Origin of the sequence: Pseudonocardia sp. CA-142604 (assembly GCF_050948475.1) — a bacterium.
Taxonomy (GTDB): Bacteria; Actinomycetota; Actinomycetes; order Mycobacteriales; family Pseudonocardiaceae; genus Pseudonocardia; species Pseudonocardia alaniniphila.
Genome location: NZ_CP192045.1, coordinates 2,945,277 through 2,965,593, shown reverse-complemented (window position 1 = coordinate 2,965,593; position 20,317 = coordinate 2,945,277). Strand labels below are relative to the sequence as shown.

General features: G+C 71.0%; 20 protein-coding genes and 1 pseudogene. 8 read left to right on the top strand and 13 right to left on the bottom strand.

The genetic code is table 11. The features are described 5' to 3' along the window. The first annotated feature begins 82 nt into the window (after positions 1-82). Positions 83-808: an alpha/beta hydrolase gene (locus tag ACQPZQ_RS13645; RefSeq protein ID WP_433295593.1), complete on the top strand. Its 726-nt coding sequence runs from the start codon at positions 83-85 to the stop codon at positions 806-808. Here ACQPZQ_RS13645 and ACQPZQ_RS13640 read toward each other — a convergent pair. Beyond that, complete coding sequence (locus tag ACQPZQ_RS13640) at positions 805-2,916, bottom strand: DUF3710 domain-containing protein (RefSeq protein ID WP_433295591.1); 2,112 nt, start codon at positions 2,914-2,916, stop codon at positions 805-807. The two genes, ACQPZQ_RS13645 and ACQPZQ_RS13640, sit on opposite strands and share 4 nt — an antisense overlap. Continuing rightward, positions 2,916-3,392 carry a dUTP diphosphatase gene (gene dut, locus ACQPZQ_RS13635; RefSeq protein ID WP_433299180.1) on the bottom strand — a complete coding sequence of 159 codons (477 nt, stop codon included), beginning with the start codon at positions 3,390-3,392 and terminating at the stop codon, positions 2,916-2,918. Before dut ends, ACQPZQ_RS13640 begins: the two co-directional genes overlap by 1 nt. 86 nt (positions 3,393-3,478) lie before the next feature. Between dut and ACQPZQ_RS13630 the strand changes: the two genes are divergently transcribed. Further along, entirely contained in the window at positions 3,479-3,958 is a 480-nt protein-coding gene (locus tag ACQPZQ_RS13630) for a DUF3093 domain-containing protein (RefSeq protein ID WP_433295589.1), read from the top strand. Between the two features lie 245 nt (positions 3,959-4,203). Here the strand turns inward: ACQPZQ_RS13630 and ACQPZQ_RS13625 are convergent, their stop codons facing one another. Beyond that, complete coding sequence (locus ACQPZQ_RS13625) at positions 4,204-4,506, bottom strand: DUF4193 domain-containing protein (protein ID WP_169396904.1); 303 nt, start codon at positions 4,504-4,506, stop codon at positions 4,204-4,206. A 234-nt stretch (positions 4,507-4,740) separates the two neighbouring features. Between ACQPZQ_RS13625 and ACQPZQ_RS13620 the strand changes: the two genes are divergently transcribed. After that, positions 4,741-5,856: a phosphotransferase family protein gene (locus tag ACQPZQ_RS13620; RefSeq protein ID WP_433295587.1), complete on the top strand. Its 1,116-nt coding sequence runs from the start codon at positions 4,741-4,743 to the stop codon at positions 5,854-5,856. Next, on the top strand, positions 5,853-6,545 hold the full coding sequence (gene cei / locus ACQPZQ_RS13615; RefSeq protein ID WP_433295585.1) for an envelope integrity protein Cei: 693 nt from the start codon (positions 5,853-5,855) through the stop codon (positions 6,543-6,545). Before ACQPZQ_RS13620 ends, cei begins: the two co-directional genes overlap by 4 nt. Positions 6,546-6,742: 197 nt before the next feature. Here the strand turns inward: cei and ACQPZQ_RS13610 are convergent, their stop codons facing one another. Then, positions 6,743-7,636, bottom strand: coding sequence for an inositol monophosphatase family protein (locus ACQPZQ_RS13610; RefSeq protein ID WP_433299178.1), 894 nt, complete (start codon positions 7,634-7,636; stop codon positions 6,743-6,745). A 250-nt stretch (positions 7,637-7,886) separates the two neighbouring features. On the opposite strand from ACQPZQ_RS13610, the gene ACQPZQ_RS13605 reads away from it, so the two are divergent. After that, a complete protein-coding gene (locus ACQPZQ_RS13605) occupies positions 7,887-9,302 on the top strand; it encodes an RNA polymerase sigma factor (protein WP_433295583.1) in 1,416 nt (471 codons plus the stop codon). 218 nt (positions 9,303-9,520) lie between these two features. Here the strand turns inward: ACQPZQ_RS13605 and ACQPZQ_RS13600 are convergent, their stop codons facing one another. Then, positions 9,521-10,528 carry a hypothetical protein gene (locus ACQPZQ_RS13600; protein WP_433295581.1) on the bottom strand — a complete coding sequence of 336 codons (1,008 nt, stop codon included), beginning with the start codon at positions 10,526-10,528 and terminating at the stop codon, positions 9,521-9,523. Positions 10,529-10,592: 64 nt separating this feature from the next. After that, the gene (locus tag ACQPZQ_RS13595) at positions 10,593-10,862 is read right to left on the bottom strand and encodes a hypothetical protein (protein WP_433295579.1); all 270 of its coding nucleotides are present in this window, start codon (positions 10,860-10,862) and stop codon (positions 10,593-10,595) included. 557 nt (positions 10,863-11,419) lie between these two features. Between ACQPZQ_RS13595 and ACQPZQ_RS13590 the strand changes: the two genes are divergently transcribed. Next, positions 11,420-12,655: an MFS transporter gene (locus tag ACQPZQ_RS13590; RefSeq protein ID WP_433295577.1), complete on the top strand. Its 1,236-nt coding sequence runs from the start codon at positions 11,420-11,422 to the stop codon at positions 12,653-12,655. A 113-nt stretch (positions 12,656-12,768) separates the two neighbouring features. On the opposite strand, the gene ACQPZQ_RS13585 is transcribed toward ACQPZQ_RS13590, so the two are convergent. From ACQPZQ_RS13585 to ACQPZQ_RS13570, 4 genes and pseudogenes are all read right to left on the bottom strand, one after another. After that, positions 12,769-13,263, bottom strand: a complete 495-nt coding sequence (locus ACQPZQ_RS13585; protein WP_433295576.1) for a hypothetical protein — start codon at positions 13,261-13,263, stop codon at positions 12,769-12,771. Between the two features lie 421 nt (positions 13,264-13,684). Beyond that, on the bottom strand, positions 13,685-14,476 hold the full coding sequence (locus ACQPZQ_RS13580) for an alpha/beta fold hydrolase (RefSeq protein ID WP_433299176.1): 792 nt from the start codon (positions 14,474-14,476) through the stop codon (positions 13,685-13,687). A 7-nt stretch (positions 14,477-14,483) separates the two neighbouring features. Beyond that, the gene (locus tag ACQPZQ_RS13575; RefSeq protein WP_433295574.1) at positions 14,484-15,101 is read right to left on the bottom strand and encodes a hypothetical protein; all 618 of its coding nucleotides are present in this window, start codon (positions 15,099-15,101) and stop codon (positions 14,484-14,486) included. Positions 15,102-15,135: 34 nt separating this feature from the next. Next, positions 15,136-15,696, bottom strand: a pseudogene (locus tag ACQPZQ_RS13570) (alpha-glucuronidase); the annotation flags it as partial. Positions 15,697-15,780: 84 nt separating this feature from the next. Between ACQPZQ_RS13570 and ACQPZQ_RS13565 the strand changes: the two are divergent. After that, the gene (locus ACQPZQ_RS13565) at positions 15,781-16,257 is read left to right on the top strand and encodes a hypothetical protein (RefSeq protein WP_433295572.1); all 477 of its coding nucleotides are present in this window, start codon (positions 15,781-15,783) and stop codon (positions 16,255-16,257) included. Between the two features lie 226 nt (positions 16,258-16,483). On the opposite strand, the gene ACQPZQ_RS13560 is transcribed toward ACQPZQ_RS13565, so the two are convergent. The 3 genes from ACQPZQ_RS13560 to ACQPZQ_RS13550 form a co-directional block, all read right to left on the bottom strand. Beyond that, the gene (locus ACQPZQ_RS13560) at positions 16,484-16,840 is read right to left on the bottom strand and encodes an MmoB/DmpM family protein (RefSeq protein WP_433295570.1); all 357 of its coding nucleotides are present in this window, start codon (positions 16,838-16,840) and stop codon (positions 16,484-16,486) included. A gap of 143 nt (positions 16,841-16,983) precedes the next feature. Then, entirely contained in the window at positions 16,984-17,739 is a 756-nt protein-coding gene (locus ACQPZQ_RS13555; RefSeq protein ID WP_433295569.1) for a TetR/AcrR family transcriptional regulator, read from the bottom strand. Then, positions 17,723-18,652, bottom strand: coding sequence for an LCP family protein (locus tag ACQPZQ_RS13550; RefSeq protein ID WP_433295567.1), 930 nt, complete (start codon positions 18,650-18,652; stop codon positions 17,723-17,725). Before ACQPZQ_RS13550 ends, ACQPZQ_RS13555 begins: the two co-directional genes overlap by 17 nt. A 516-nt stretch (positions 18,653-19,168) precedes the next feature. On the opposite strand from ACQPZQ_RS13550, the gene ACQPZQ_RS13545 reads away from it, so the two are divergent. After that, on the top strand, positions 19,169-20,314 hold the full coding sequence (locus tag ACQPZQ_RS13545) for a hypothetical protein (protein ID WP_433295565.1): 1,146 nt from the start codon (positions 19,169-19,171) through the stop codon (positions 20,312-20,314). Positions 20,315-20,317 lie beyond the last annotated feature (3 nt).

Here is a 20,317-nt window from a genome sequence, read left to right as displayed (position 1 = left end):
GAGAAACATTCGCGACGTGTCCGAGCCCTGCGCTGAATCACCGTATCGGCCCCCGCGTCCCGGCCCTGATCGTGGGGGCCCCGTGCGGGCCGTCGTGCTGCCCGGATCAGGCTCGGACGAGGTGTTCGTCCGGGCTGTTTTCGCCGTGCCGCTGCGTGCGCTCGGCATTGACCTGCAGACCGTGGTTCCACGTCCCGGGGGCGACGTGGTCGCCGGCTACCGGGCCGGGCTGGACGCCGCGCTCGCCGGTCCCGGACCCGTCCTGGTGGGTGGTATCTCACTCGGCGCGCACGTGGCCGCGATGTGGGCGATCGAACAGCCTTCCGGCTCCGGACCCGCAGGACTCCTGCTCGCACTGCCGGCCTGGACCGGGCCACCGCGCGACGCCCCGGCAGCGCTGACCGCGCGGGCCACCGCGGCATACGCCCGCGCCGGCGGGGTGGAGGCCGCGGTGGCCGCGGCCCGGGCGGGTTCGCCGCCGTGGCTGGCGGCGGAGCTGGCCAGGGCTTGGCCGCGCTACGGCACGGGGCTCGCCGACGCGCTCGACGCCGCGGCGAGCGAGCCGGCGCCCGACGCGGCCGGTCTGCGCTCGCTCACCGTCCCCACCGGGATCGCCGCGCTCGTCGACGACCCGGTGCACCCGCTCGCGGTGGCCGAGCACTGGTGCGCTCAGATGCCGCGCGCGGCTCTGGTGAGCGCGCCACTCGCGGCGTTCGGCGCCGACCCCGCCGTGCTCGGTCGCGCCGCCGTGCTCGGATATCTGCGCGCGGCCCACGGCCGGGCCCAGGAGCGCGCTGAACGCTCCTAGTCGGGCCTGCGGTGCCGGCCGCTGGGTCGGTCCCGGTCGACAGGCGGCACGAAGACCTTCAGCGGCATGGTCACCGGCGTGCCGTCGCCCGCCTCCGGGGCGGCATGCCTGCCCCGACCACGACGAGCGAACTCGGCCGAGGCGGCAGGCGGATCGGCGTCCGTGACGAACGAGAACTCCTGGGTGAACGGAGCCTCGCGCACCTCCGTGTGCCACTCGCCGCCTGCCGCGCCGTCCACGACGTCGTCGGAGGGCTCGACGGCCCGCCACCTGCCACTGTTCGACGGAGCCGCGTACTCGGGCTCCGCGGCGTAGCCGGACGACCTGCCGTACTCGGGCTGCCCGGTCGGGTCGGGCTGCTCGCCGTAGTCCGACCGATCGCCGTACCCACGGGATGCGCCGTACTCGGACCGCTCCCCCGATCCCGGCGTCTCGTAGTAGCCGGAGGAGGTCGGTGCGGCGTACTCGCCGGTCTCGACGAGGCGATCCTCGCGGAGCGCCCGGCGCCCACCGCCCGACGGCGCCGGGTCGACCGGCTCGGGGACGGCCCGCAGGTCGGGGCGGGACTGCTCGCTCTCCGCTGCCCGACGCCGGGGCGTGGCCACATCGCCGTCGACGTGGCCGTTCCTGCCGCGGGACCACGGCGCATCCGCCGGCCCGTCGGCCGCCGGACCCGCGTGGTAGCCGTCCGCGAGCGGCCAGGGGTCGGTCGGCGCGTCCATCCCGGGGTCGGATGCATGGCCCCGTGCGAGCTCGGGACGGTCGGCCCGGCTCGCCCACGACTCCGGAGCGTCGTCCATGCGCGGGTCGAGCGCCCAGGGCTGGGTCGGGAAGCCGCCCACGGACCCGGACGTGCGCTGGTGGCCGCCCGACTCCTGCACCTGGTTCGGCCGGGCGACCGGCCGCCAGGACCCGGTATCGGTCCGGTTCGCCGCGGCCTGCTCGGCCGGGTCAGGGGGCAACGGGCCCCAGATCTCGGTGGGGGCGTCGGCGAAGTCGTCCGGCTCACGGCCGGCGACGACGCCGTCATCCACGTCGGCGATGCGCTGGACCGGATCTGCCCACAGCGGAGCGCCGGCCCCGGCATCCGGCCGCGGCACCTGCCCGTTGCGATCGCGCCCCGGCGCCGCAATCTCCGCACCCGGCTGGGGGGTGTAACCGTTCTGGTTCCAGGCGGCCGGCGGAGCGACCTCACGCGGAGCAGGGCCGGGCCGGCCGGGTTGCCGCGGGCGCGGAGCCGGCCGGACGGCACCGGACTGCTCGCCGAGCCGGACGGCGCCGGACTGCTCGGTGACCGGCGGAGTCGGCGCCTGCGCTTGCACCGGACGTTCCGGAGCGCCGGACGGTACGGCCACAGCGCCGGACGGCGCTGAGGCGGCTGCCGGTGAGGACGCAGCAGCCGCGGCCTCCTCCTGCGCCTGCGCGGCCTCCGCCTCCGCCTTGGCGGCTGCCGCGGCAGCCATCGCCTCGGCGAGCGGCTCGGGCACCACCAGCGGCAGCACCGTGCGCACCGGATAGGGCGCCCTCCCGCGCACCACGACCGTGGCTCGCAGCATCCGGCGCAGCTCGAAGTCGAGCGTCTCGGCGTGGTCGGCCGGCCCGGTGGCGACGCCGTAGAGCATCCAGCGTGGCCCGTCCACGCCGATGAACACGGACTTCGCCCCACCGGAGTTGGCGTGCAGCTCCCGGCCCCACGGGCCCGGGAACGACCGGACGGTGGCTCCGCCTTCGCGCAGCGACGTGTCGATCTCGCGGGCCAGCTCGGGCCACAGCTTGGACGACTTCGGCGCCGCGAGCGCGCTGACCGACAGCCGGCCCTCGGGCAGTGCGACGTGCACGGCCTGCATGCGCCCGTTGGCCGTGGGCTCGACGGCCACGGTGCCGCGCTTCGGCACCGGCACCTGTACCGCGCCGAAGTCCACGACGCCGCTCGCGTCGGTTGCCTCCGGGTCGAGGTCGTCGCCGTCGTACGGTCCGACGCCCGGCGACATGTCCTCGACGCTGTCGTCGACGCCGTCCTCGCGCTGGTCGAGGGCGAGCGCCCCACCGCCGCGCGGCTCGTCGAGAGCCTGCTCGGTGGCGACGGCCAACCGGTTCCGGCGGGCCACTAGCGCGCCTCTCCGACGCCCAGCCGCTCGTGTCCTCCTGTGGACCCGTGCCCGCCCGTCCCGCGCTCTGAGCCGGGCAGCTCCTCCACCTCGACGAACCGCACGTGCTCGACCTTCTGCACGACGAGCTGTGCGATCCGGTCACCGCGGCGCAGCCGCAGTTCCTCGCGGGGATCGTGGTTGATCACGCATACCAGGATCTCGCCCCGGTATCCGGCGTCGACAGTGCCCGGTGCATTGACGATCGACAGGCCTGTGCGTGCCGCGAGCCCGGACCGCGGATGCACGAACCCGGCATAGCCCATCGGCAGCGCGATCGCGACGCCGGTGCCGACTACCGTGCGCTCGCCGGGTGGGAGCACGACGTCGGTCGTGCACCTCAGATCGACTCCGGCATCGCCCGCACGCGCGTAGGAGGGCACCGGGAGAGCAGGGTCCAGCCGGGTGAGCAGCACCTCGACCGGACACCCGGGCAGCGATGCTGCCGGCGATGCGGTGGGCGGCTCGTGCTGGGGAGCATCGACGGGGCCGGGCACGACGGGCGAGGCTACCCTCGGCTCCCGTGAACGAGCATCCGTCGCCGGGCGCGCCTGCGACGTCCGGCACTTTCCGGTTCGACGAGCGGTTGTCAGTGCCGCTGTGGTGGTACCTGCCGGCGATCGGAGTGGCGATCCTGCTGGGTGCCGAGATCCACATGGGATACCCGGGCATCCGGTCGTGGATCGGCTACGCGATCTTCATCCCGCTGTTCGTGATCGCGCTGTTCTGGCTCGGGCGGATCCGGGTGCGGGTGACGGACACCGAACTGCAGGTGGGCGATGCGCGGCTGCCGCTGCGTTCCATCGGCCGCATCGAGATCGTCCCGAAGGACCGTAAGCAGATGGCGCTCGGACCGGAGCTGGATCCCGCCGCGTTCCTCATGCTCCGTGCCTGGGTGGCTCCCGTCGTGCGGGTCGAGGTCACCGATCCGGACGACACCACCCCGTACTGGGTCTTCAGCGTCCGCAGCCCGGAGGCCCTGGTCGCCGCGCTCCAGCGGTGAGATGACGCGGCGACGCGCTGCGCCCGGCGCCGGAACGCCGCCCCGAAACGACGCTGCCCCGGACCGGAATGCCGGTTCGGGGCCGTGTCGGTCGGGCGGCGCCGGTGTTGTGGCGCCGCCCGTTGAGCGCCGGGTTGACCGGCGCCACTACATCGGGCCGTCGAAGCCCGTCGAGCGGACGCTGTGCCTCGTCGTCACGCAGCCTGAGTCATCAGGTAGCCCGAATGGTCGGGCGGCCTGGATCGTCAGGCGGCGCAGTCGCGGCAGATGTACTGCGAGCCGTTGCTCTCGGCCAGCCTGCTGCGGTGGTGCACCAGGAAGCAGCTTGCGCAGGTGAACTCGTCCGCCTGCTTGGGCAGCACCTTGACCGTGAGCTCCTCGCCGGACAGGTCGGCGCCGGGCAGCTCGAAGCTCTCCGCCGTGTCCGACTCGTCGACATCGACCACGGACGACTGGGCCTCGTTGCGACGAGCCTTCAGCTCGTCGAGAGAGTCCTCGGCCAGATCGTCGGTCTCGTTGCGCCTGGGCGCGTCATAGTCGGTCGCCATCGTTCCCACCCTCTTAACACACCTGTCGTCTTCGTGCGGCTGGACAACGCGGCAGCGCTGGGCTTTGTGCCCAGCATTGGAGTGACGCGCGTCTCAGCTGAGCCCGGGCCATGACTGGATCGGATATAACGCCGTCAAGTGCTCGGACTCCCCCGGGGCGCAGAGGGTAGCCCAGGGTGTCGACACGCGCCCGCTGCCCCGCCGTGCACACGCAGGGCCATTAGGGTGCCCGTCGTGGCACTCTCCTCCGACCGCGGCGTCACCGGCGGCACGCGGTCCGTCCCCGACGCCCATCCCGGAGCAGACGCAGCCGTTGTCGGCGCCTGGCTGGCCGAACGCCTCGGCGACTCCGCGTGGCTGCAGAGCAGCCTGCGCCCGATCGGTGCCGGCCGGTCGAACCTCACCTATCGTGTCGACAGCCCGGCGGGCGCGGTGGTGCTGCGCCGCCCGCCGGTCGGGGAGGTCGCTGCCACAGCCCACGACATGGGCCGTGAGCAGCGCGTGATCTCCTCGCTGGCGGGCACGCCCGTTCCCGTCCCCCGGGTGCTGGCGACCTCGGCGGGCGGGCCGCCGGTGGACGCGCCGTGTTTCGTGATGGAGCTCGTGGACGGGGTCGTCCCGCTCGGCGAGCTGCCGCCGGGCTGGGCCACCACGGAGGACGAGCGCAGGCGCGCGAGCCAGGCGCTGGTCGACGTGCTGGTCGCGCTGCACGCCGTGGACCCCGACGCGGTCGGGCTGGGTGACTTCGGCAGGCCGGATGGCTTCATGGCCCGCCAGGTGCGGCGCTGGAACACCCAGTGGGAGCAGGCCCGGTCCGCCGGGATCCCGGTGACCGAGGAGACGGTCTCGGAGCTGACCAGGCTCGCCGACGCCCTGGCCGCCGCGCTGCCCGCCACCCAACGTCACACGATCGTGCACGGCGACTACCGCATCGACAACTGCCTGTTCGACGCCGCCGACCCTGGCCGGATCCGGGCCGTGCTCGACTGGGAGCTGTCGACGCTCGGCGACCCCCTCGCCGACCTCGGGTTGCTCCTCGTCTACTGGCGCGACGCCGACGAGCACCCGATCTGGCAGGCGTCGCGGCACATCCCGAGCCCGACGCAGCTGCCCGGGTTCCTGGATCGCGCCGACGTCGCGCGCGCCTACGCCGCGGGATCGGGCCTCGATCTGGAACCGCTGCCCTGGTACGTGGCCTTCGGCGCGTTCAAGTTGGCGGTCGTGCTGGCCGGGATCCTGGCGCGGGTGCGCGCGGGGATGGTGCCGGCGTCCATGGGTGCCGGGCTGGAGGGCAGCGTCGACCCCCTGGTGGCACTGGGGCACCACGTGCTCGCCGAGGGTCTGTCGTGACGACGGGCGGAACGGCGCGCCGCCTGCGGCCCTACCAGCGGCGCAGACGCGGTCCCGTCGTGATCGTGGTGTCGGTGCTCGCGGTCGCCGCGGTGGTCGTGTGGGCCACGGTGCTGGTGAACGCCTCCGGTCCGGCGGGCACCGCGCAGTGCCCGGTGCCGGCGACCGGTCCGCTTCCCGGCCAGGTCGTGTCGTCCGACGAGATCATCGCCATCCCGCCCGTGCCGCCGGCGTCCGTGCAGGTGCGCGTGCTGAACGCGGGCGGGCAGCGCGGTCAGGCCAACCTGGTCGCCGCGCAGCTGGGCGACCTCGGTTTCGGCGAGGCCGCGCCGCCCGCCAACGACCCCTTCTACCCGGACGAGAACCTGGAGTGCAGCGCTCAGCTGCGCTTCGGCTCCACCGGCGAGGCCGCGGCCAGCACGCTGGCGCTGGTACTGCCCTGCGCCGAGATGGTGCGCGACGGGCGCACCGAAGGCACCGTCGACCTCGCGGTCGGCACCGCGTTCGGCGACATCCACCCCAGCGCGCAGGCGCAGGACGTGCTGGACCAGTTGTCGGTGGCCCCGACCGGGGGCACGGACGGCTCCGCCAACGCCGACCCGAACGCCGACCCGAACGCGGCGGACGCCCCTCGGGCGCCGCAGGTGGACCCCACGCTGCTCGAGGAAGCCCGCAGCGCGAGCTGCTAGGAGGTGCTGAACAACTCCGCCCGTAGCGAGCGGTGATCCGGGTGCAGTGTCCTTGCGGGACACCCGCACCCGGGCGATCGCAAGGCGGAGGAGGGGCCGATACCGCTGTTGTATCGGGCCCGACGACAACGCCGCGAGGGCGCCGCGCAGTAGGGCCGAGTTGGTCAGCGCGCTCCTCGGGCCGGATCCGGGTGGCGTCAGACCGACGCCGCTCCGTGCTTGCGGATCAGCGCGGCGAGTTCCTCGGCGATCCCCGGGGTCGCGGCGAAGAGGGCATCGGCACCGAGTCCGTCGTCGGGCGGGACGCTGCCGGTCGGGCCGGGAGTGCGCACCACGGCGCCCGCCTCGGTGGCGATGAGCGCGCCCGCTGCCCAGTCCCACCAGCTGCACCCGTGCTCGAGATACGCGTCCGCCCAACCGGCTGCCACGGCGCACAGGTCGAGCGCCGCCGAGCCGGTGCGCCGTACGTCGCGCACGAGTGGCAGCAGCTCACCGATCATGCGCACCTGGCGCACCCTGCGTTCGGCGCGGTAGGAGAAGCCGGTGGCGAGCAGCGAGAGCGAGACGTCGGACGCGGCGGAGACCCGCAGCGGCTTTCCGTCGCAGGTGGCACCGCCGCCGACCGCCGCGCTCCACAGGCGCCCCGACGCCGGCTCGATCACGGCCCCGGCGACGGACTCGCCGTCGCGCACCGCCGCAACCGACACCGCGTACCAGGGCATGCCGTAGAGGAAGTTGACGGTGCCGTCGATGGGGTCGACGACCCAGAGCGTCCGTGAGCCGTCGGCAGTGCCGCCGTGCTCCTCCCCCATCACCGCGTCGCCGGGCCGCAGCTGCGCGACCCGGTCCCGGATCAGGGTCTCCAGGGCATGGTCGGACGCCGTGACCACGTCTGTGGGCGTGCTCTTCGTGGAAACACTCCGCTCCGACCCCTCGGGCCCGTGCTCGTCCCACGGACGGGGCAACCCACGTAGGTGTTCGGCCGCCTCCCGGACGAGGCGCTCGGCGATGCGGCGCAACTCTTCCGGGTCGTCGGCGGACGTCGTTCCGGGATCGATCGGTGCGGTCGGACGGGCCTCGTTCACGGACATCATCCGACCACACGGCACGTCAGAGTGACGTGGTTGTACCCGAGCAGACACGGATCGTTGACGATTCGCGTGGCGAGGCGCGGACGTCCGGAGCACACGCAGTTACAATGACGCGGTACCCCGATGCGGGATGGCCTCCAAGAAGCACCAGGACGGCGATCCGGCGCGGTATCCGACAACATCTCGACCTGCAGCCGGATCTCATACGCGTCCCGGCGCACCGCAGAGCGCACCGTAGCGAGAGGGCCTAGTGGCAGCCGCAGACTCCGCAACCCGCATCGACTCGTCAGTTGAGACGACGAGTCCCGCACCCGCACGTACCCGTTCACGGACGGGCGCGTCCGCCAAGACCGCGACGAAGTCGCCGCGGTCACGCACGGGTACCCCGGCGAAAAAGAACGGGGGCCCCGCCCGAAAGGCGGCCGGCGATCCCGCGGGCGAGGGCGAGCCCACCGATCTCGAGGGCGCCGACGTCGAACTCGACGGCGAGCCCACCGACCTCGAGGAGGTCGACGTCGAGCTCGACGCCGACCTGGTCGGCGACGTGGCCGAGGGTGGTGACGCCGCGGCGGACGACGACGAGGACGACGACGAGGACGACGACGAGGTCGCCAACACCGGCGCCAACCGTCGTAGCCCCGCCCAGCGGGAGCGCTCCTCCACCCCCCAGAAGTCGGGCGACTTCGTCTGGGACGAGGAGGAGTCGGAGGCCCTGCGGCAGGCCCGCAAGGACGCCGAGCTCACCGCCTCGGCCGACTCGGTGCGCGCGTACCTGAAGCAGATCGGCAAGGTCGCACTGCTCAACGCCGAGGAGGAGGTGGAGCTCGCCAAGCGCATCGAGGCCGGCCTCTACGCCGCCGAGCGCATGCGCCGCTCCATCGACGCAGGCGAGAAGGTCTCCCCTCAGCTGCGCCGCGATCTACGCTGGATCGTCCGCGACGGCGAGCGCGCCAAGAACCACCTGCTCGAGGCCAACCTGCGACTCGTGGTCTCGCTGGCCAAGCGCTACACCGGCCGCGGCATGGCGTTCCTGGACCTCATCCAGGAGGGCAACCTCGGCCTGATCCGCGCGGTGGAGAAGTTCGACTACACCAAGGGCTACAAGTTCTCCACGTACGCCACCTGGTGGATCCGGCAGGCCATCACGCGCGCCATGGCCGACCAGGCCCGCACCATCCGCATCCCGGTGCACATGGTCGAGGTCATCAACAAGCTCGGCCGCATCCAGCGTGAGCTGCTCCAGGACCTGGGCCGCGAGCCCACCCCGGAGGAGCTGGCCAAGGAGATGGACATCACCCCGGAGAAGGTGCTGGAGATCCAGCAGTACGCCCGGGAGCCCATCTCGCTGGACCAAACCATCGGCGACGAGGGCGACAGCCAGCTCGGCGACTTCATCGAGGACTCCGAGGCGGTCGTCGCGGTCGACGCGGTGAGCTTCACGCTGCTGCAGGACCAGCTCCAGTCGGTGCTCGCCACGCTCTCCGAGCGCGAGGCGGGGGTCGTCCGGCTGCGGTTCGGCCTCACCGACGGGCAGCCGCGCACTCTCGACGAGATCGGCCAGGTCTACGGGGTCACCCGCGAGCGGATCCGGCAGATCGAGTCGAAGACGATGTCGAAGCTGCGCCACCCCTCGCGGTCGCAGGTGCTGCGCGACTACCTGGACTGACACACTCGATCGAACCGCCGCCGACCTGCCGTTTCGGTAGGTCGGCGGCGTTGTCTCGCAAGCACGACGCTCTGACCGCAAGGTCGTTGATGAGCGCAGAAGGCCCCTGCCGGGATGACCGCCCCGGCAGGGGCTTTCTCGTCTGCGCGGCGGCTACGGGTCGCGCCCCGGCGCGAGCCTTTCGGGCTGATCACCGCCGCACTTGGAGGTGCATGGCCTCAGGGGCAGCCGGTCACGTTGCTGCAGTTGTTGGGCTGGTTGGCCGCCACGGTGCTGCTGGTGAGTGTGACCGTGCCGCCGGTCCGGGCGATGCCGCCGCCGTCGGCGCCGGTTCCCACTGCTCGGTTGGTGATCACCGCGACGCCCTGCAGGGTGGTGGTGCCCCCACTGAGGATGCCACCACCACGGGCGTTCGTTCCGGTTGCGGTATTACCCAGGACCTGGCTGTTGGTGACGTTCAGCGTGCCGCTGCTCCACAACCCGCCACCGCTCGAGTTCGAGCCGTTGACGATGTTGTTGAGGACCGGACTGCTGGTCAGGTTCAGGGTGCCGGCGTTCGTGAGCGCCCCGCCGAACGCGTTCGGGCCGGTCGCGTCGTTGCCGTCGACCCGCGTACCGTTCAGCGTGACCGACCCGTTGAGGACGACGATTCCGCCGCCCGCAGATGTGGCGATCCCGCCGGTCGCGTGATTGCCGGTCAGAACGCTGTTGGTGAAGGTGGTCGTGCCATTTCCTTGGTTGTTGAAGGCACCCCCTTGGCCACCGGTGTTGTTGCTGAGGGTGCTGCTGTCGATCGTGACGGTGCTGCCCTGGTTGAGGATCGCGCCGCCGCCCACGGAGGTGGCGGTGTTGCCGGTGACGGTGCTGGCAAAGAGTGACAGGCGGCCGCCGACGCTGACGAAGATCGCACCGCCGTTGGTGGCGCGGCCATTGCGCAGTGTCAGATTGTTCAGGGTGAGGTCGCCCGTTCCCGCGATGTTGAAGAACCGGAAGAGCGTGGCGGACGAACGGGTGATCGTCGCGCTGTTGCCGTTGATGCGTATCGGCGTGGTGATGGCCGCCAAACCGTCTTCGCCCCCGGCCGGTGTGCTGAGCGAGTAGGTGCAACCAGGGCTGAGATTCAGAGTGCCACCGCCGGCTGTGTTGGCGGCGACGACCGCGCTCTGCAACGCGGCCGCATCGCACGGCACGAGGGTCTGTGCGACCGCGGTCGCGGGCAGGCCCACCAACACCCCGCCCATCACCACCGTCCCGGCCAGGAATCGACGAGCGCGCATGAAGGACCGTCTTTCAGTTCCAGGGGTCGGGCAGACGCCGCACACCCGCGATCAGCTGGACGACGAGCACGCTAACCACGACTCTGCGCAGACGATCGAGCCTCGCCACGGCAATCATTCGATAGAAACCCCAGTTCAACCCACCGGAGGACGACCGGCCGCCGCGCACCGACGGACGGTTCAGACGATTGCGGACCCGGTCCGCCGCCATCGGTTCCCATGTCCGGGAGCTCCCAATCGCCTCTACCTCCATCACCAGTTCGTCCGCCCGGTCGCCGGTCACGTCGGCGCGGGCAGTCCGGCGGGGATGACGTCACGTGGCGGAAGTGGTGCCGCTCGACGGCCTCCCGGCAGGTCGGCTCGGATAGATCGTCCGTTGCAGAACGGAAAGCGGCCGAAGAATGCCGAGAAAGCCCGACGACAGTCACGAATGAACCCCCGGGACACAACCCCACACAAGGAGCGGTAGTGGAAACCCCGCCACTCCCGAAACGCCGCCGAAATCGGGTGTTCCAGTGCACTACAGCACACCGGAACGGTGATTCATTTCCCGCGGTTCGGCCGTGTCAGCGGCGTGCGGCCGCACACATGCGGTACCGCGCGCGAGGCTCGGTCCAGCAGAGATGCACTGTTCCGGCGGCTCTTCGAGCCCGACGTGCACCGGCTGCGCGAACGTCGAGATGCAGGCCATAACGAATGATCGGCAATGCCATGCGCCGAATTTCCGCACGCCCACCGGAGCGCGGACCTGACCTACACTTGCCGGCAGTCATTCTCGAGGAGGAATTTGTGAAGGTCCGTGAGAATCGGACGCGCCGGTCACAGCACACACTCACCCTGTTGGCCACGATCGGCGCGGGAAATGCGTTCGAATGGTACGACTGGAACGTCTACGCCACGTTCTCGGTGTTCTTCGCATCCCAGTTCTTCACCAACACCACCCCCGGCAGCGCACTACTGGCCACCCTCGCCGTCTTCGCCGTCGGATTCATCGCCCGGCCCTTCGGCGGCCTGCTCTTCGGCTGGCTCGCCGACCACACCGGACGCCAACCCGCCATGACCCTCACCGTGGCCGTCGCCGCAGCCGGCAGCCTCATCATCGGCCTCACCCCCACCGCAGCCACCATCGGCATCGCCGCCCCCATCGTGCTGCTACTCGCCCGGCTCATCCAAGGCCTCGCCCAAGGCGGCGAACTCCCCTCCGCCCAGACCTACCTCGCCGAAATCGCACCCCCCACCCGCCGCGGCCTCTGGTCCAGCCTCATCTACTTCTCCGGCTCCCTGGGCACCCTCGCCGGCACCATCCTCGCCGCCGTACTCGCCGGCCACCTCACCCACACCGACATGATCGCCTACGGCTGGCGCATCCCCTTCCTCCTCGGCGGCCTCATCGGACTCTTCGCCGTCGTCATGCGCAAACGCATGGCCGAAACTCCCGTCTTCGCCCACGCCACCACCGGACCACGCACCCCGATCCGGCGACAATTCTTCGCCCACCCCACACTCCTGCTCCGCGTCATCGGCCTCACCGCAGGCGGCACCGCCGCCTTCTACCTCTGGGCGGTCGCCGCCGCCCCGTTCGCCATCCAGCAACGCGGCACCGACCCCTCCGGCGCCCTCTGGGCCGCCACCGCCGCCACGGTGCTGTACATCCTGGTGCTGCCGCTGTGGGGAGCGCTCTCGGATCGGATCGGCCGCCGCGCGATCTTCGTGATCAGCGTGGTGCCGCTCGGGGTGCTGCTCTTCCCGTTGGAAGGACTGATCCAGGGCCAGGCCTGGCAGTTGCTGGTGGCAATGGGCGTGTCACTACTGCTGGGGGCGGGCGCGTCCGCCATCGCTCCGGCGTTGTTCGCGGAGATGTTTCCCACCGGCATCCGCGCCGTGGGCTTCGGTGTGCCCTACTCGCTGGCCATCGCACTGTTCGGCGGCACCGCGCCTTATCTCCAGGCGTACTTCGACCAGCGCCACGAGACCACAGCCTTCTACTGGTGGGTGATCGCGCTGATCGCCGTTTCCCTGGTGACGATCGTGCTGTCACCGGAGACCCGCGGCCGCGATCTGAACACCGTGCCGTGACGCGTGGGGGGTCCCACATGCGCGCCGCCGACCGGGCGTAACCGGTGCGCGGTCGGCGGCAGGCTTTATGTCCGCTCGGCGGCTTCGCAGAGAGCCGGCGGACCGTGATGGCGTTACGTGGCGGCGTTCCTCTCCCGCTTGATCGCCTTTCGCATGGCCGCAGGGCTCTGCCCCGCCAGCACGGTGGAGGCCAAGGACTCCCGCACCTGGCGGGCGGTCATGTGGCCCCGACCCTGCGGGCCGAGGTAGCGCTCGCCCTCCGGGCCCTCCCGGTACTCGAGGCTGGAGGTCACCGGGTAGTACCGCGTGGCCTTGCCCCGCCGGACCGCCTCCCACCACTCCTTACGCACGGCCAGATTGCACGACTTGCACTCCAGCCTGCGGATGAAGAGGCCGCTCGATTCGTCCACATCGGAGAACACGATGCCGGCCTCGCGGATCGTGGGCCACCAGTGACGGCCACGCTCGCGACAGATCAGGACACCATCCGGCGACCGGTCGACGTAGGCGTCGACGTCGTCCTGGTCCATCTGGAACCAGCCGCCCGCTGCGTCCGCCTGCTCACCCTGAATCGACAGGGGCAGCTTGCTCACATTCGTCTCTGCCATATCTCCTCGACGGTTATCACCCGTAGCGTTCAGTCAGTCGGCGTCAGCTTCACACTGCCCGCCAGCCAGACCATGGTATGAGCAAGCTGTACCCCCTCTACCAGCGAGTGCCCATCTCATGTCTCGTGATTCTGATTGCATTGCTCGAGAACCGGTGATCTTGGTGGACGGGGCCGGTCGGGGACAAGTCGATCAGCGCCATCCGTTTGTCGAATGCCGGCCGGTCACCGCCCCGGAGACCGTCGCGCTGCACGGAGGCGATCGCACCGGTAAAAGTCACGGGCAGGGCAACCGGAGCCGGTGTGTTCGGCAGGGGCGAGGAGGGGCTCCCGCACGAGATGATGGTCAGCTCCCGTCCCCTCGCCGGCGTGGTTTGCCGGCCTCCAGGTGCGCCGAGCGGATCGGCGTCACGGTCCGGCGATCAGAACTGCGTGAGCGGGTGCGCGGCGAGAAACCGCAGAACAGCGGCGCTCGCCTGCTCCCGGCGTTCCAGGAAGTAGGCATGCCGGGCGCCCTCGATCAGGTGCAACTGCGCGCCCGGAATCCGTGCGGCCAGCCGGGACCCGTTCTCCGCCGGGCTCAATTGATCGTCGGTGCCGTGCAGCACGAGCGTCGGGGCGACGATCCCCGGCAGCGCATCCCAGGCATCGTGCCGGGCGCTGGCCCGCCGGTGTTCGCGACGAGCACGCTCGGTCATTCCGTTGTCCCCGAGAACCGGGAGCCGACCGGGGTGTCCCCACCGCCACTGCGGCCCCACCATGAGCGCGATCAGTGCCTCGCCTGCGGTGTCCGCCACGCCCAACGGCCCGAGGACGTCCGGGCCGGCCGGGACGGATCCGGCGCCGCCGCCGGTGGTGCAGCCGAGTACGAGCGCACCGACCCGGTCCGGGTGGTCCACCGCGACCCACTGCGCGACCCGCCCGCCCATCGACGTTCCGTACACGTGCGCACGCCCGACGCCCAGCTCGTCGAGGACGGCGATCACGTCGCGGGCGAACCGGCGGGTGCCCCACTCGGCGTGCGGTGGGCTGTCGCTGTCGCCGGTGCCCAGACAGTCGATCGCGATCGTCGTGTACGACGCGGAGAAGTCCGCCCGCACCCAGTCCCACCAATGCCGGGAGTTGGCTTGTCCGGCGAGCAGGACCAGCGGCTCCCCCGTCCCCGCGGTGTCGAACCCGATCCGGGCGCCGTCCGGCGCAGTTGCATGCAGCATCACGGCCTCAGTGAACGACACGACCATGGCGGTCGGTGACACCGGACTTGCGGAAGAAGTAGGTGTTGATCTGGTCGCGCCACTCCCGGGCGGAGCTCACCTGCCGCTCCAGCCGTTCCATCACGTTCGTCCACGACACCTCGTCGAGGCGACCCTCCAGCGAGCGCCACAGGTCGCGCATCTCCACCACTCGCCGGACCCCCTCGACGTGGGTGTCGTAGATGTGCTGGATGACCGTCGTGCCGGTGTGCAGCAGATGCGAGTACGGCACGTGGTGGAAGAACAGGAGGAGTTCGTCGGGACAGGTCTCCACGTGCTCGTAGCGCTCCGCCCACGCCTTCGGATACTGCCCGGCGAAGCCGGTGCCGGTGGCCACGGTGCGATCCACGCCGAGGCCGTCGCGGTCGGCGAAGTGGTAGGTGCCCCACTTCGAGTACTCGTAGCCGTCGACTGCGGGCCCGTAGTGCGTATGAGGTGTCACCATCCACCCGACGCCCAGAGGGGCGGTGTACATCTCGTAGGTGCTCCAGGAGCCCAGCTGGAGCTCGATCAGCGTCTCGTGCAGGTCGGTGGCGCCGGGAAAGGTCAGGGTGGTCCACTCCGTCCAGTGCGGCGAAGTGGTCATAGGCGGCACGTGCACGGTCGGTGCTGCGATCACGCCAGTCCTGCCGGTGGTCGTAGACGAAACAGCGCCAGAACACCCTGCCGCCGAAGGGACGCAATGCACCGGCGATCAGGTTGGCCCCGTCGACGTGGTCGCGACCGTAGTCGAAGGGACCGGGCCGGCCCTCGGAGTTGGCCTTGACCACGAACCCGCCGAAGTCGGGGATCTCTCGGTAGAGGCGCTCGGCCAGGCCCGCCCACCAGGCCACCACCGACTCGTCGCCCGGGTCGGCGGTCGGCAGGTCACCGAGGACGATCGGAGAGGCGAAGTTGACGCTCAGATAGGTGGAGATCCCATAGCCCCGGAAGATGCGAGCGACGTCGGCCACGTCGGGAAGCCCGTCGGTCAGCAGCCGCACGGCTGCGGGATGCACGTTGACGTTGTTGATCGAGACGGCGTTGATGCCCACGGAGGTGAGCAGGCGTGCGTAGTCGCTGATGCGGCGACGGTCCTGCACGATCCGTCCGTCTCTGAAGAAGATCGAGTCGCCGGCGTAACCCCGCTCGACGCTGCCGAGGTGGTCACCTGCGTTCGTGTTGTCCCACTGGTTGATCATTCGCACGGGCAGAGCCGGTTCCTGCACCGTTTCCAGGGTCGGCAGCACCGCGGGCGAGCCCGCGGGGGCCGCGCTCCTCAGCAGGTGGAAGTAGCCGTACAGCAGGCCGCGCTCCCCCGTCGCCACGACGGCGGCGGTGTTGCCGTCACCGACGAGGACGAAGCCCTCCTCGCCGAGCCCGGCTGCCGCGTCGGCGGCACGGCGAAGAGGTCCGGTGACTCCGGCGGCCCCCGCCAGCAGATCGTGCTTGGCGAGCACGAGCGCCGGTTCGCCTGCCAGATCGCCGCCGACCGCGCCTGCGGGGCCGACGGCCGTTGCCAACTCGTGGCGCAGGGTGTCCGCGATCGGTCCCTCGGCCAGCAGGCTCGCCCGTCGCCCGCCCAGCAACGCGGTGGTGGCGGGCCCGAGCCAGCACGGGTCGGTCGTGCCGGTGTGTGTCCCCGTCGCGCGGCCAGAGCGCATGGCTTCTCCCGTGGTCGTTTCAGGGCTCAGCCGACGCCGGCGCCACCCGGCTCGGCAGGCGAGCCGCGGCCACGACGAGTGTGGCGCCCGGCGCGCTGATCCTCACTGCAGGATCGAGGATCCCGCGGCCCGCCCCGGTTCGCCGGGGGCTCAGGGATGCCGGCTGCCCGCCCGTCCGCCGTCCACAACCACTACGACCGGTTCAACGGACACCATCCCGTGATGCCCGGGGGATCGGCGCTCGCCGCAATCGCCGGGCAACCCGTATGGGAGGGGCCTCCACCACCCACCGCGACGAAACTGCGGCGGGTGGCCCGCTTTCGCCCTAGCGACGGGTCTCGCTCCATTCCAATGCGGCGGTTCGGCCACCCTGCGAAACCACCTTGAGGTGGTCGCCGTCGAGTTTCACCGTTCCCGTCGACGAGACGAGCATCGATTTCAGCTGCGCGATCCCGAAGCGGCGACCGAGGTGCCAGCGAAGCGTGTCCACCGTCACCAACAGGGAGCCGGTCGCCCATATCTCCACGAGATCGCCGTGGTCGACAACACGCAAGTCGGCGTCCGAGTTGTCGTCCCGGAACGCGGATATGACGTGATCAACGCGGCCGCCGCCGGCTCGGAGAACGAGCCCGACCAGGCCGGAGGTCGTGCTGAAGCCGGAATGCACGACGTGTGTCGACACAGAGCTCGACCCCGCTTCCATCCATCGTTCGATTCACCGGGGTCCGAGGTGCCGGGTTCCATTCGACCCAGAATGCAACGATAAGCACACATAACAGGCCCGCGCAATCACACTCACACTTGCCGGGCGCGGTGCGCCGCGCTTCAGATGGAACCGGACTCCACGGAGCGGCGGGGGGTGCTGCCGTCGAGGAGAAGCGTGAGCAACTTGTCGACGACATCGTCCGTGGGGCGACGGCACAGCACGCGGTAGAGGAGAGTGCCGGCGTAGACGTCCTGGAGGAGTCCGGCGTCCACATCGGGCGGGAGATCACCCCGGGCCGCGGCGTCCTCGATCATCTTCTCGAACGTGCTGCGCCCGGCAGCGAACGGATCCGCATGCCCCGCCTCTCCCGAGGCGTCCTGCAGGAGATCGCCCGCGAGCGCAAGGAGGGTGGTGACCAGCGGGGGACGCAGGTGCTCGCGGGTGGCCTCCATGGCCGCTCGGATGTCGGCCCGGACGTCACCCGTGGGCGCCGGGGGGTCTGCCCGCTCGGCGTCCACCGCCTCGAGCACGAGTGCGCTCTTCGACGGCCACCACCGATACACCGTGGTCTTGCCGACGCCTGCCCTGGCCGCCACGCCCTCCACGGTCAGCCGGTAGTAACCCACTTCTTCGAGGAGTTCGCGCGTGGCGGCCAGGATCGCCTGGTGCGACTCCTGGCTCCGTCGACGACCAGCGCGTCCCTCTCGCTCGCCGCTGGTCGTGATCGTGTCCTCCTCGGATGCACCCGTTCTGCTTCGCGGGACTATAACGGCAGCAGGCGCCCCGATCGAGGGCCCGAGGCCTCGCGGGACCCGCCCGTTCCCCCGGGCGGCTTCGGCCGTACGGCGGCGCCGAGGCTCAGCCGCTCGCAGCATCGCGTAGGTCCTGCGGGTGCAGTGCCGCATAGTCAGCCGTCTCGTCGCTGCGCAGAGCGGTCCACAGCTCCGCCGACCGGACGGGGTCGAGATGCGCCACCGACTGCGTGCCGTACCGCTGCCGATCCGCGACCGGCGCCACCAGCGACATCACATCGGGACGGCGGAACGCGGCCATCAGAGCCGCGGAGCGCAGGTTGCCGTCGCTGAGGGTGGTGTCCAGGCGCAGCGACCGGCTGAGCTGCTCCAACAGTTCGTAGTACGCCGGGAGGTCGGTGAGAGTGGTGGGAGACGCGAGCTTTCCGAACACCGCACGCAGGACGTCCTGCTGGCGCTCGGCCCGTCCCAGGTCGGCGTCGGACTGTGGCCGCACGTAGACCAGCGCCGCCGCCCCGTCGAGATGGCCGCCGGCCTGCGGAAGGTCGATCCCGTGGGTCGCGTCGACGACGGGGCCGAACCGGGCGAAGTCGACCGTCACGACGTGGTCGATGTGCACGGCCGTGAGCTGCTCGACGGCGCCGACGAGCGGGCTGGGGTCGTCCTCGGAGTAGGCGGAGGCGATCGTGTCGGCTCCCCTGCCGGGAATCTCGACCCAGCTGTCGTCGGGCAGCGCGACGATCGTGGCGCGGTCGCGGTCCGCGCTGAGCTGCACCAGCAGGATGGCGTCGCCCTGCGCCGCCGGCTCAACCCGCGTGTCGTCGCCGATCAGCAGGACGGTCAGTGCGGCGGTGTCGGGCGGCCGGACGCCCGCGGCGATTGAGTCGAAGGCCGGGATGCGGACGATGTTGTCGGCGATCCGCTCGGTCAGCAGGAACACCGACGCGACGACGAGACCTGACAACAACGCAACTCCCAGTGCGGCGAACTGCAGGATCCGCCCGCCGCGCCGCCGAGAGGTCGTCGATTTCGCCATACAAGCACTCCCGTTCATGACCGGTTCGAGGACTACCGCAGCAGGAGACTTGCCGATACGATTCGTATCGTACCTCTCCAATGAGATGCACCAACGCCACAAACAGCGATCGAGACAGATGCAGCTCCCCGTTTCGGGCCACTCGCAGCGATCCTCGGATGGCCCTATCGGGGGGTGACTTTGCGTCATCCCCCATTCGGGGAGCGGCCGCGCGATAACCACGCATAGTCATCACGAGCGGAGAGATGGATAGGCCGTTCGACCCCCGATACATACCGAACGGCGTACTCCGCGGCGAAATTCGTCGGTGAGCGGTGGCTAATAGGGGTTGAGGGGTCACCTCAGCTATTCAGGTGAGAGCCGGCCGACGAGCGGGGATCGACTAGCCGGGGCACGACAAACGCGGGTAGGAAGGCGATCTCGACCTTCGATCGTCCGCCCCCGCGAAAGGCCCTGAGCGTGGAACTGCGTGCCCGGCCGTCCGGACATCGTCATGCATCCTCGAACACGGTCTCGGTGGCCGAGCTCGTCATCCGCTGCTCCGAGCGGGAGCACCCAGCGCTCTCGCCGGTGGAGTACGAGCCGGAGACGACGATCTCGGTGGCCGCCCTGCTGCGCCGGGAGGGCCGCGGTCCCCATGCCGCCGACCGGCCGCTCAAGCCGCGCGGACACTCCCGGCCCGCACCCGAGCATCACAGCCCGTCCCGGCGCAATGCCCGTAAGGCCGCAGCCGCAGCCGGCGCCTTGTTCGCCGCCGGTGCGGTCTTCAGCGGCGCCGCGGTGGACACGGTGGCGAGCCCACGTGGAGATTTCGACCTCGCCACGGGCCCAGACGGCCTGACTGCGAGCGAGGCCACCGTGGACCACGCGGAGGCCGCCGCACCGGCACGCCCGGACCGGACGATCGCGCTCACCGCGGCGGTGCAGCACGTCGGGCCGGTCCCCCCGGGCGCGTCCGGCGACGGGTCGATCCCCGGTGCCGGACCCGGCCTCGATGTGGACCTTCTCGGCAAGCGGGAGGCCGGCGATGGCGCGGGCACCCGCTCGGCCATCTTCCCGAGCACTCCCCGCGCCGGCGCGCCGTCCGTTCTCACCCTCCTGCTGCCCGAGGTCCGCACGCCCGCCGTCGAGGTGGCGGCACCTGTCCTGATGGACCTGCCGATCATCGGTCCGGTCACAACACCACAGGTCGACCTCACGGAGGGACGGATCAGTGCTCCGGCAGTCACCATCTCCCGACCCCGGGACGGCGGCATCGAGGTCGAGATCGCCGACGTCGCCGTGGTGGCACCCGACGTCGCCGTCACCGAGGTGGCGGCAGGGCTCTCCCGAGTCGTCTCGGGCGCTACCCGGATCACGGGGCGGGACGCCGAACGCGACGGCACGCGGCTTCACACGAGGTCAGGCGCGGACACGACGACGGCCGACTCCCCCGGCGGACCGCTGAGCAGCACCGGCGACGCCTTGCGGGACGTCCTTGTCGGCGAGCGCGACACCTCGGCCCTGCGTGTGCCCGCACCGCGCGAACCCGATCGGCGGGAGCGCGCCGCCAAGGCCGAACGTTCGGAGGAGGGCGGCGACGAGCGCACCAGCCGCGACAGTGTGCGCAAGGCCGCCGAGTCGGCGGGGGCGGCGGTAGGGCGTCTACTGGGCCGGAAGTGACCG